The 12,011-nt window shown below is 64.7% G+C and carries 9 protein-coding genes; 6 read left to right on the forward strand and 3 right to left on the reverse strand.

Going from position 1 to position 12,011, the window contains the following annotated elements; all coding sequences use genetic code 11:
* Nucleotides 1-39: 39 nt before the first annotated feature.
* Together CAG00_RS11225 and CAG00_RS11230 are read left to right on the forward strand one after the other, a co-directional pair.
* Entirely contained in the window at nt 40-1,530 is a 1,491-nt protein-coding gene (locus CAG00_RS11225; protein ID WP_003253547.1) for an aldehyde dehydrogenase family protein, read from the forward strand.
* Between the two features lie 167 nt (nt 1,531-1,697).
* Nucleotides 1,698-2,984: an FAD-binding oxidoreductase gene (locus tag CAG00_RS11230; protein ID WP_085664281.1), complete on the forward strand. Its 1,287-nt coding sequence runs from the start codon at nt 1,698-1,700 to the stop codon at nt 2,982-2,984.
* A 108-nt stretch (nt 2,985-3,092) separates the two neighbouring features.
* On the opposite strand, the gene CAG00_RS11235 is transcribed toward CAG00_RS11230, so the two are convergent.
* On the reverse strand, nt 3,093-4,520 hold the full coding sequence (locus CAG00_RS11235; protein ID WP_085664282.1) for a mechanosensitive ion channel family protein: 1,428 nt from the start codon (nt 4,518-4,520) through the stop codon (nt 3,093-3,095).
* Between the two features lie 320 nt (nt 4,521-4,840).
* Between CAG00_RS11235 and ycaC the strand changes: the two genes are divergently transcribed.
* The 4 genes from ycaC (at nt 4,841) to CAG00_RS11255 (ending at nt 8,972) form a co-directional block, all read left to right on the forward strand.
* A complete protein-coding gene (gene ycaC / locus CAG00_RS11240; RefSeq protein ID WP_015272313.1) occupies nt 4,841-5,470 on the forward strand; it encodes an isochorismate family cysteine hydrolase YcaC in 630 nt (209 codons plus the stop codon).
* A 115-nt stretch (nt 5,471-5,585) separates the two neighbouring features.
* The gene (locus CAG00_RS11245; protein ID WP_085664283.1) at nt 5,586-5,894 is read left to right on the forward strand and encodes a hypothetical protein; all 309 of its coding nucleotides are present in this window, start codon (nt 5,586-5,588) and stop codon (nt 5,892-5,894) included.
* Between the two features lie 39 nt (nt 5,895-5,933).
* Nucleotides 5,934-6,752, forward strand: a complete 819-nt coding sequence (locus CAG00_RS11250) for an alpha/beta fold hydrolase (protein WP_085664284.1) — start codon at nt 5,934-5,936, stop codon at nt 6,750-6,752.
* Nucleotides 6,753-7,130: 378 nt separating this feature from the next.
* Nucleotides 7,131-8,972: an amidohydrolase gene (locus tag CAG00_RS11255; RefSeq protein ID WP_176240880.1), complete on the forward strand. Its 1,842-nt coding sequence runs from the start codon at nt 7,131-7,133 to the stop codon at nt 8,970-8,972.
* Nucleotides 8,973-9,141: 169 nt separating this feature from the next.
* Here CAG00_RS11255 and CAG00_RS11260 read toward each other — a convergent pair whose 3' ends face one another.
* Both CAG00_RS11260 and CAG00_RS11265 read right to left on the reverse strand, forming a co-directional pair.
* Nucleotides 9,142-10,740 carry an MFS transporter gene (locus CAG00_RS11260; RefSeq protein ID WP_085664286.1) on the reverse strand — a complete coding sequence of 533 codons (1,599 nt, stop codon included), beginning with the start codon at nt 10,738-10,740 and terminating at the stop codon, nt 9,142-9,144.
* Nucleotide 10,741: 1 nt separating this feature from the next.
* Nucleotides 10,742-12,004 (reverse strand): OprD family porin, encoded by a 1,263-nt coding sequence (locus CAG00_RS11265; protein ID WP_085664287.1) that lies wholly within the window; start codon nt 12,002-12,004, stop codon nt 10,742-10,744.
* Nucleotides 12,005-12,011 lie beyond the last annotated feature (7 nt).

The following is a 12,011-nucleotide window of genomic DNA, read 5'->3' on the forward strand; positions in this document are numbered from 1 at the left end:
CATTTTTCCACCCCATCACCCGATGTAGGAGATGCACAAATGGTTGCTGGACTGCTCGAGCGCCTTGGCGTTGCTGCCGAGGCTTACACCCAGGGCGACTACCCTGTTCACACGCCGATCGACGGCAGCCAGATCGCCTCGGTGAAACTGCTCGGCAAGGCCGAGACCATCGCCCGCATCGATCAGGCCCAGAGCGCCTTCGAAGCCTGGCGCAGCGTGCCGGCCCCGCGCCGCGGCGAGCTGGTGCGCCTGTTCGGCGAAGTGCTGCGTGAGCACAAGGCCGACCTCGGCGAGCTGGTTTCGATCGAAGCCGGCAAGATCACCCAGGAAGGCCTGGGCGAAGTGCAGGAAATGATCGACATCTGCGACTTCGCCGTTGGCCTGTCGCGCCAGCTGTACGGCCTGACCATCGCTTCCGAGCGCCCTGGCCACCACATGCGTGAAACCTGGCACCCGCTGGGCGTGGTCGGCGTGATCAGCGCCTTCAACTTCCCGGTCGCAGTCTGGGCCTGGAACACCGCCCTGGCCCTGGTCGCCGGTAACTCGGTGGTATGGAAACCGTCCGAGAAGACCCCGCTGACCGCCCTGGCCTGCCAGGCGCTGTTCGAAAAAGCCCTGAAAGCCTTTGGTGATGCCCCGGCTGGCCTGGCACAACTGGTAATCGGCGGCCGTGAAGCCGGCGAAGCCATGGTCGACGACCCGCGCGTACCGCTGGTCAGCGCCACCGGCAGCACCCGCATGGGGCGCGAAGTCGGCCCACGTGTGGCTGCCCGCTTCGGCCGCAGCATCCTCGAACTGGGCGGCAACAACGCCATGATCCTGGCCCCGAGCGCCGACCTCGACCTGGCCGTGCGTGGCATCCTGTTCTCCGCAGTCGGCACCGCCGGCCAGCGTTGCACCACCCTGCGCCGCCTGATCGTGCACCGTTCGATCAAGGACGAAGTGGTTGCCCGTGTCAAAGCCGCCTACGGCAAGGTGCGCATCGGTGACCCACGCAAGGACAACCTGGTGGGCCCGCTGATCGACAAGCAGTCGTTCGACGCCATGCAGGGCGCGCTGGCCAAGGCCCGCGACGAAGGTGGCCAGGTATTTGGTGGTGAGCGTCAGCTGGCCGACCAGTACCCGAACGCCTACTACGTATCGCCTGCCATCGCCGAAATGCCGGCGCAGAGCGACGTGGTGCGCCACGAAACCTTCGCCCCGATCCTGTACGTGCTGGCCTACGACGACTTCGAAGAGGCCCTGCGCCTGAACAACGAAGTGCCACAAGGCCTGTCGTCGTGCATCTTCACCACCGACATCCGTGAGGCCGAACGCTTCCAGAGCGCCTCGGGCAGCGACTGCGGCATCGCCAACGTCAACATCGGCACCAGCGGCGCCGAGATCGGCGGTGCTTTCGGTGGCGAGAAGGAGACTGGCGGTGGCCGTGAGTCCGGTTCGGATGCCTGGAAAGGCTACATGCGTCGCCAGACCAACACCGTGAACTACTCGCGCGAACTGCCGCTGGCGCAGGGTATCGTGTTCGACTGATCGGCTGATGCTGCATGGCCGGGGGCCTGGCCCCCGGTTCGCGGGTAAACCCGCTCCCACAGGTACAACACAGTTTTTGAAACCTGTGATGCACCTGTGGGAGCGGGTTTACCCGCGAATGGGCCGCACAACGGCCCCAAACAAGAACAAATTGCTGGAGCCGGGCCATGTCCGAACTGCGTCAAGAATGCTTGTGGGAATTCGTCAGCAAACCGACCGTCGCCGCCCAGGCCCTGGCCGGTGAGCACAAGGCCGATGTCTGCGTGATCGGTGGCGGCATTACCGGTCTGTCGGCGGCCATCCACCTGCTCGAACAGGGCAAGTCGGTGATCCTGCTGGAGGCCTGGAAGATCGGTCACGGTGGCTCCGGGCGCAACGTCGGCCTGGTCAACGCCGGCACCTGGATCCGCCCCGACGATGTCGAGGCCACCCTTGGCCTGCAGCAGGGCAGCCGCCTGAACCAGGTGCTCGGCGAAGCCCCGGCCGAAGTGTTCGCCATGATCGAACGCCTTGGCATCGACTGCCAGGCCCAGCACAAAGGCACGCTGCACATGGCGCACAACGCCACCGGTATCGCCGACCTCGAGGCCCGCCACGAACAATGGCGCCGCCGTGGTGCCGATGTGGAGCTGCTGACCGGCGCCCAATGCCAGGAATACTGCGGCACCGACAAGATTTCCGCCGCGCTGCTCGACCGCCGCGCCGGCACCATCAACCCCATGGGCTACACCCAGGGCCTGGCCGCAGCGGTGGCACGCCTGGGTGGCAAGCTGTTCCAGCAGTCTTCGGTCGAAGGCCTGGAGCGTGACGGCGATGCCTGGCGGGTGAAGACCGCACGTGGTTCGGTGCGCGCCGACAAGGTGGTGATTTCCACCGGCGCCTACACCGAAGGCGACTGGAGCAACCTGCAGAAGCAGTTCTTCCGTGGCTACTACTACCAGGTGGCATCCAAGCCGTTGCAGGGTGCTGCAGCCGACAAGGTGCTGCCACATGGCCAAGGCTCGTGGGACACCCGCACCGTGCTCAGCAGCATCCGTCGCGACGACCAGGGCCGCCTGCTGCTCGGCAGCCTGGGCCGGGTCGACAACAAGCCGGCCTGGTTCGTGCGCAGCTGGGCCGACCGCATCCAGAGCCACTATTACCCGGAGCTGGGCAAGGTCGAGTGGGAAATGCACTGGACCGGCTGCATCGACTTCACCCCAGACCACCTGATGCGCCTGTTCGAGCCGGCGCCGGGGCTGGTGGCGGTGACCGGGTACAACGGGCGGGGTAATACTACCGGGACCGTGATTGGCCGGGCGTTTGCCGAGTTCCTGCTGAAGGGGGAGGCGGGCAGCCTGCCGATTCCGTTTTCGCCGATGAAGGGCGTGAGTGCGCCCTCGCTGCGGACGGCGTTCTATGAGTCCGGGTTCTCGCTGTACCACGCGGGGCAATGTTTGAGAGTTGTGTTGTAAATACTGGCCTCTTCGCGGGTAAACCCGCTCCCACAGGTACTGCGCAGCGTTCTGAATTTGCGCGGTCTCTGTGGGAGCGGGTTTACCCGCGAAGAGGCCGGCACAGGCTTACTTGTGCAACCAGCTGAGAAAGCCGCCCTTCTTGATCGAAACCGGCTTCTGCAGCAACAACGACTCCCGGCTCTGCCGCCGAAACCGTTGCAACTTGCTCAAGGCCGTCTGCACATCGCCGCGTTGCACCAGGCAGCTCTTCACCTGTTCCTTGTCGATCCGATACAGCACGCAACCGGTCAGCGTGCGGAACTCGGCCAGCGATTCCTCTTCGTCGATGATTCCTTCGATTCCCAGCACCTCGCCCGGCCCCATGCGTCCTGCTTCGACCAGCTTGTCGCCATCGCGAATCGACGCCGAAACCACCCCGCTGCCAATCACCAGCAAATGATCGGAATGCTCGCCCACGCCCAGGATTACCTGGTCGGCCAGGTATTCCACCGCCGTCATGCGCTGGCTAAGCGCATCGCGCTCTTCCGCGCTCAGCGAGCGGAACACCCGCACCTCGTCCAGCACCTCGCGCTGGCGGCTGCGTGGTGGCATGGCCAGGTCGGTGTTCCACATTACCCCGCTGGCCTCCAGGTGCCGGTGGGCCAGGTCGAACAGCTGGTTGCGCGCGTCGCCCTTGGCGCCCGCATCGGCCACGAAGCCACTGGCTTCGTATTCCACTGATTCCAGCGTCGAGGCTTTCACCGTCACCTTTGGTCTTGGTGTAGCCAGGATGGCACTGACGCCTTGCAAGGCTTTTTCCAGAGCATCGAACACCCGTTTGGGCCGCACCTTGGCCGGTACCACCACGCTGACCGACACTCCGTGCACATCGGCCGGGCGGCTGTGGTTGAGCAGCCGGGCCTTGGCCGCCACCGAGTTGGGGATCACCGCCAGGCTGCCGGTGCTGGTGAGCAGGCGGGTGGCACGCCAGTCGATTTCCAGCACCTTGCCTTCGGTGCTGTCGATGGAGATCGAGTCGCCAATCTGATACGGCCGCGTGGTGTTCAGGATGATGCCACTGAACACGTCGGCCAGTGTGCTCTGCAGCGCCAGGCCGATGACGATGGCCATTACCCCCGATGTGGCCAGCAGGCCCTTGACCGGCAACTGCAACACATAGCCTGCGGCAGCGACCACGGCAGCCAGGAAGATCAGCGCCCCCAGCACATCCTGCAGCAAACGCCCGCCATGGCTGCCGCGGGCCACCAGCAACAGGCCGAACACCACCGTCACCGTGCGTGCGCCGAACAGCCACCAGCCGATCGCCAGTACCGTGGCGATCAGGTTGCGCGAGACATCATCGGGCCAGGGTGGTGGTTGCAGCGGGCTCATGCCGGCAGCCACCAGCACCGAGCTGAACAGCAGGAACAGCACCAGCCGCGCGCCGATGCGCCAGGCCCGGTGCTGGAGAGGGATCAGTTGCCAAAGCACGAGGTCGAGCAGGATCAGGGCGGTGCCGAGCAACAACGGGTATGACTGGATGAACGCCAGCATGGTGGTCTCGGGTGAGGGGAGGGCTGTGGGTAGTAATAGAGCAGGTTGGCCGGGCAGGCAATGGGGCCTGTGCCGGCCTATTCGCGGCTAAAGCCGCTCCCACAGGTACTGCGCACGATTCAAATCCAGCGCAATCCCTGTGGGAGCGGCTTTAGCCGCGAAAGGGCCGGTCGAGCCCATACAAAACCATCGTTCATAAAACAGAACGCTAGAGCCAAAAACCGCTATCTACCGCCAGAAAGGTCATGGTTTTAATCTTCTCCCATCAACGCGAAACACCCAACTTACTGAAAAGATCAAAACCCTTAGGAGCAACGACCATGACCAACTTCAAATACAACCGCCTGAACAAAGACGACGCCGCTGTCCTGCTGGTCGACCACCAGGCTGGCCTGCTGTCCCTGGTCCGCGACATCGAGCCGGACGCGTTCAAGAACAACGTATTGGCCCTGGCCGACCTGGCCAAGTTCTTCAACCTGCCGACCATCCTCACCACCAGCTTCGAACAAGGCCCGAACGGCCCGCTGGTACCAGAACTGAAAGCCCTGTTCCCGGACGCCCCCTACATCGCCCGCCCAGGCCAGATCAACGCCTGGGACAACGAGGACTTCGTCAAGGCGGTGAAGGCCACCGGCAAGAAGCAGCTGATCATCGCCGGCGTGGTGACCGAAGTGTGCGTAGCCTTCCCGGCGCTGTCGGCCCTGGAAGAAGAGTTCGAAGTGTTCGTGGTCACCGATGCCTCCGGCACCTTCAACGCCATGACCCGCGACGCCGCTCACGACCGCATGAGCCAGGCCGGCGCGCAACTGATGACCTGGTTCGGCGTGGCCTGTGAGCTGCACCGCGACTGGCGCAACGACATCGAAGGCCTGGCCGCGCTGTGCTCCAACCACATCCCGGACTACCGCAACCTGATCACCAGCTACAACGCCTTCAACGCCAGCAAGTAAACCGATCGCCCCGGGCACCGCCAGTCGGTGCCCGGCAAGGCAGCACACCTGTCCAATCCAGCGCCCGTCCGCCGTTGCACAGTGGATGCGGGCAAGCTCATCCCAAGGAACGCTGATGAACACCGCACTCCAAGACAACCGCGAAGTGGTAACCGTATGCCTGCAACACCAGGTTCTTGATAGCACCCCGGGCACCACGGCAGCGCAACCGCCGCGCTGGAAACAGGCGCTGCTGACCTACCTGGTGATCTGCCCGATGACCATGATCATTCCGCAACTGCTGGCACCGCTGTTTGCACGCTTCCCGCAGCTGGGCGGTGTGATTGCCGGCAACCTGATCGTCAATGTGTTCGTCATCCTGCCCGTGGTGTTCTACATCATGCCTTGGGTAACCCGCCGCTGCGCCAACTGGCTGCGTGGCTGAGCCAGGCCTTTACCTCGACATTTTCAAGGAGATACCGACATGAGCACGTTCGTTACCCGCGATGGCACTTCGATCTACTTCAAGGACTGGGGCAGCGGCAAACCTGTGCTGTTCAGCCACGGCTGGCCACTGGATGCCGACATGTGGGATTCGCAGATGGAATTCCTGGCCAGCCGCGGCTACCGCGCCATCGCCTTCGACCGCCGTGGTTTCGGCCGTTCGAGCCAGCCATGGAGCGGCTACGACTACGACACCTTCGCCGATGACATCGCCCAGCTGATCGAACACCTCGACCTGCGCGATGTGACCTTGGTGGGCTTCTCGATGGGTGGCGGCGACGTCAGCCGCTACGTCGCCCGCCACGGCAGCGAGCGTGTGGCCGGGCTAGTGCTGCTGGGCGCGGTGACGCCGGTGTTCGGCAAGCGTGACGACAACCCTGAAGGTGTCGACCTGTCGGTGTTCGAGGGTATCCGCGCCGGCCTGCGTGCCGACCGGGCGCAGTTCATCGCCGATTTCGCCGCGCCGTTCTATGGCATCAACCATGGGCAGCAGGTGTCCCAGGGTGTGCAGACCCAGACCTTGAACATTGCGCTGATGGCATCGATCAAGGGCACCCTGGATTGCGTGACCGCGTTCTCCGAAACCGACTTCCGCCCGGATATGGCCAAGATCGATGTGCCAACCCTGGTGATCCACGGTGACGACGACCAGATCGTGCCGTTCGAGAGTACCGGTAAGCGGGCGGCGGAGCTGATTCGCGGGGCTGAGCTGAAGGTGTACGCGGGGGCGCCGCACGGGTTTGCGGTGACTCATGCACAGCAACTCAATCAAGACTTGCTGGCGTTCCTTCAGAAGTAACTGTGCTGGGGCATTCGCGGGTAAACCCGCTCCCACAGGGGATATCACAGTCTTCCAGGCCTGTGGTGTCCCTGTGGGAGCGGGTTCACCCGCGAAGAGGCCAGCCCAGGCAGCACAAATGCTGAACAGGGCTAACCTTCAACCACCCACCGCACATCCATCCAAGCCTTGCCCCTACACCAACCGGCATGCTCCGCAGTTGCGCCTGCCCGCTGCCGCACCCAGACGGAGAACCCCATGTCCCAGGACCGCAACGACAAGACCCGTCGCCAGTTCCTCGCCACCAGTACCGTGCTCGGTGCCGCCGGCGCGCTCTGGTCCGCATTGCCTTTTACCGGTTCCGCCGGTTCCGCTCACGCATCCACCCAAGGAGGTTCCATGACCGCCGATCTGATTCTGTTCAACGGCAAACTGCACACCGTTGATCGTGAAAAGCCCACCGCGACCGCCGTCGCCATCAAGGATGGCCGTTTCATCGCCGTGGGCAACGACGCCGAAGCCATGGCCCACAAGGGCGCCACCACGCAGATCATCGACCTCAAGCAGCGCACGGTCATCCCCGGCCTGAACGACTCGCACCTGCACCTGATCCGTGGTGGCCTGAACTACAACCTGGAACTGCGCTGGGAAGGCGTGCCTTCGGTGGCCGATGCCCTGCGCATGCTCAAGGACCAGGCTGCGCGTACGCCGACCCCGCAGTGGGTGCGCGTTGTCGGTGGCTGGAACGAGTTCCAGTTCGCCGAAAAGCGCATGCCCACCCTGGAGGAAATCAACCAGGCCGCACCTGACACCCCGGTATTCCTGCTGCACCTGTATGACCGCGCACTGCTCAACCGCGCCGCGCTCAAGGCCGTCGGCTACACCAAGGACACGCCCAACCCGCCGGGCGGCGAGATCCAGCGTGACAAGTTCGGCAACCCGACCGGCATGCTCATCGCCCGCCCCAACGCGATGATCCTCTACGCCACCCTGGCCAAGGGGCCGAAGCTGCCGCTGGAATACCAGGTCAACTCCACCCGCCAGTTCATGCGCGAGCTCAACCGCCTGGGCCTGACCAGCGCCATCGATGCCGGTGGTGGCTACCAGAACTACCCGGACGACTATCAGGTGATCCAGGAGCTGGCCGACAACAACCAGCTGACTGTGCGCATTGCCTACAACCTGTTCACCCAGAAGCCCAAGGAAGAGCTGGACGACTTCCGCAAGTGGACCTCCAGCGTGAAGCTGCACAGCGGTACCGACTTCCTGCGCCACAATGGCGCCGGCGAGATGCTGGTGTTCTCCGCCGCCGACTTCGAGGACTTCCTCGAACCGCGCCCGGACCTGCCGCAAACCATGGAACAAGAGCTGGAGCCGGTGGTACGCCACCTGGTCGAGCAGCGCTGGCCGTTCCGCCTGCATGCCACCTACAACGAATCGATCACGCGCATGCTCGACGTGTTCGAGAAGGTCAACCGCGAAATCCCGTTCAATGGCCTGCCGTGGTTCTTCGACCACGCCGAAACCATCACCCCGCAGAACATCGAGCGTGTGCGTGCGCTGGGCGGCGGTATTGCCATCCAGGACCGCATGGCCTTCCAGGGTGAGTATTTTGTCGACCGCTACGGTGCCAAGGCTGCCGAGCAGACCCCGCCAATCAAGCGCATGCTCGACATGGGCGTGCCGGTGGGCGCCGGTACCGACGCCACTCGCGTGTCCAGCTACAACCCGTGGACTTCGCTGTACTGGCTGGTCAGCGGCAAGACCGTCGGTGGCATGGAGCTGTACCCGGAAGGCCTCAGCCGTGACACCGCGCTGCAGCTGTTCACCCAGGGCAGCGCCTGGTTCTCCAGCGAGCAGGGCAAGAAAGGCCAGATCAAGGTGGGCCAGCTGGCCGACCTGGCGGCGCTGTCGCTGGACTTCTTCAGTGTCGATGAAGAGGCGATCAAGGGCATCGAGTCGGTGCTGACGGTGGTCGACGGCAAGGTGGTGTATGGCGCGGCGGAATTCGACAAACTCGGGCCGCCCCAGGTGCCGGTGCTGCCGGAGTGGTCGCCGGTGACCAAGGTGCCGGGCCACTGGCGCGTGGGCGCGCCGTCGCTGGCAGCGGTGGCGCACCAGTGTGTCGGGCCTTGCGGGGTGCATGCGCACAGCCATGAGAAGGCACGGCATTCGAGTGTGCCGGTGAATGACTTCCAGGGCTTCTGGGGGGCGTTGGGTTGTTCGTGCTTTGCTTTCTAAGCTGAGCTGATGTGAAAAAGGGGGGGCCAGTTATTGGCCCCCTTTTTTGTTCCTTCTGTGCTGGCCCTATCGCCGGCAAGCCAGCTCCCACAGGTACTGCACAGCCCTCAGGACCTGTGGAGACCTTGTGGGAGCTGGCTTGCCGGCGATAGGGCCGGAGAGGCCAACATCAATGGTGAGCCTTGTGCTCAGCTCCAGCCAACAGATGCCGAATCTTCACTTCCACCCCATCGGTCTGCAGCATCCGCACCCTGGCCTCGATCTTCAGCTCACCCCGGGTTACCCGGTGGTGATGTCTCAAATGCTCCAGCCACGATTCCTCGAAGAAGAACTCCAGCCACAACGCCGGGTCCGCACTGTCGCGCATCAACCCCCACGACAACGCGCCATTGCGCTTGCGCATCGCCTCCAGCTCCCGCGCTGCCTGCTGGAACGCCTCGGCCTTGGCCGGGTCGATGTGGTATTCCACGGTGACCATCACCGGCCCGCTTTCCTTGTCCATGTCGTCGCTCAGCAGCGGCACCGGCCAATGCAGTGACGGCGTCAGCTCCTCGGCTGCGGTTTCCGGCAGCGTCACCTTGCAGGTCAGCAGCGTGCCCAGTGCCAGGCCTCCTGCGGCCAGCAGCAGGCTCAAGGTGATCGTTGCATGGCTGGCCAGCGTGCCCCACAGCAACCCGCCACTGGCCATGGCACCAAAGAAGATCAGGATGTACACCGACAGCGCCCGCGCCCGTACCCAGGCCGGCACCGAGGTCTGCGCCGCCACCTGCAGGTTGGACAGCACGGCAATCCACGCCGCGCCGCTGAGCAGCATTGCCGGCAGCAGCACATAGAAGTTGCGCACCAGCGCCAGGGCCAGCAGGAACAGGGCATACAGCAGGCTGGCGAGCAGCACCAGGCGGTCGCGGCTGATGCGTTCGCGCAGGCGTGGCAGCAAGGTGGCGCCGGCCACCGCGCCGATGCCGATGGCCGCCAGCAGCAGGCCGAAATCGGCGGCGGTGCCATGCATCTCGCCACGCACGATCAACGGCAGCAGCGAGGTGCCGGCGCTGGCGCAGAAAAAGAAAGCCAAGGCGCGCAATATCACCGCCTGCAAGGGTTTGGCACTGCGCGCGAAACGCAGCCCGGTGCGCATGGCGCCGACGAAGCGCTCGGCTGGCAGCAGTAGCTCCTTCACCTCGCGCTTCCACAGGAACAGCACCAAAATCACCCCGGCGAACGAGATGGCATTCAGGGCGAAGGTCAGCCACGGGCCGACCATGCTCACCACCACGCCCGCCAAAGCCGGGCCGATGGCGCGCGACACATTGATACCGACACTGGAAAGCGCCACCGCGTTGGCCAGGTCGTCCTTGCCCACCAGCTCCGGTGTCAGCGCGCTCCAGGCCGGCATCATCAGTGCCGTGCCGATGCCCAGCGCCAGGGTAAGCACCAGCAGCAGGGTGACGTTCATCAGCCCGAGCAGGGTCAGGGCCGCCAGCACCACGGCCACCGAAGACATCCACAGTTGCACCAGCAACAGGTAGCGGCGCTTGTCGACGATATCCGCCGCCGCGCCGGCCGGCAGGGCGAGGAAGAACATTGGTAGCGAGCCGGCTACCTGGATCAGGGCCACATGCAACGGGCTGGCCGACAGCGTGGTCATCAGCCAGCCGGCGCCCACCTCGTGCATCCAGGTGCCGATGTTGGAAGCGATGGTGGCGATCCACAGCATGCGGAAGGTGGCGTTGCGCAATGGGCTCCAGGCGCCTGAAGGGGTCGTGCTCATGTCAGAAGCTGCCTTTGAGTGGGTATTCGATGATCAGGTAGATCCGGTCGATGTCATCGCCGGCCTGGGCCTGGTTGGCGCGGTGGCTGACGTGGGAAAACGACAGGCTCAGGTCCTTGGCGGCGCCCGACTGCACCACGTATTTCAGGTCGATGTCGCGCTCCCAGTGCTTGCCGCCGTCGCCGTACAGGCCCACATAGGCGCCGCCTGCCGGGGCATGGCTGCCGTCGATGCCACGGCCGCTGACGTAGCGGCCCATCAGGCTCAGGCCGGGGGCGCCGAGGGTGGCGAAGTCGAGGTCGTAGCGCAGTTGCCACGAGCGCTCGCCGGGGCCGTTGAAGTCGGCGTACTTGATCGAGTTGGCCAGGTAGATGGAGTCGCCGCCGACGAAGTCGAACGGGGTATCGCCCTCGACCTTCTGGTAGGCCAGGCTCAGCGCCTGGGCGCCAAAGCTGTACCTGGCCAGCAGGCTGTAGGCGAGGGTGTCGATTGCCCCGGCACTGGCATTGCCGGTGTCGCGGGTCTTGTACAGGTTGCCGTCCAGGCGCCAGTTGCCCTCGGCCAGGTTCAGGTTGAGGTAGGCCTGGCGCCAGGTGTCCTCCAGCTGGCCTGCGTACAGTGCGCCACCAAATGGCCCGTCGGGTGCGAACGCGGCACCGGCCAGGCTGATGGCACGGTTGTCGGTGGTAGCGCCGTAGCCGCTGAAGTCATCATGGCCGGAGCTGTTGTCCTGGTTGTTGAAGGCGGTGAAGTGCCCGGCCTGCAGGCGCCAGTCGGGCAGGTCGGTGTTGTCCAGGAACCAGCCGGTGGCGTACTCCGGGTGCAGGCGTTTGTCGCTGGTGTCGAACACCGGGGTTTCCACGGTCATTTCGCCGTAGCGCAGTTGGGTATTGCCCATCCGCAGCTTGAGTGCGGCGCCGGCGCTGGAGTAGTCGGACTCGGCACGGCCATCGCTGTCGCGCGGCAGCAGGCCGGTGCCGGCATGGCCGCGGCCGCCGTCCAGCTTGAGGCCGAGAAAGCCATGGGCATCGATGCCGACGCCGAGTGTGCCCTCGGTGAAGCCGGAGCGGATTTCGCCAATGAAGCCCTGGGCCCATTCCTGGCGGTAGTTCTGGCCACTGCCGGAGGGCGAGCGGAAGTCGCTGTGCAGGAAGTAGTTGCGGCTGAGCAGCGACCAGCCGGGCTCTTCGGCCTGGCTGAGCGCCGGGCACAGGGCTAGGGTGGCGAGCAGGGCGCGGCCTGGTCCGTGAGTGGCGCGGATCATGGGGGCT

This window comes from Pseudomonas sp. B5(2017) (genome assembly GCF_002112825.1).
In the GTDB taxonomy this organism is placed as follows: domain Bacteria; phylum Pseudomonadota; class Gammaproteobacteria; order Pseudomonadales; family Pseudomonadaceae; genus Aquipseudomonas; species Aquipseudomonas putida_Z.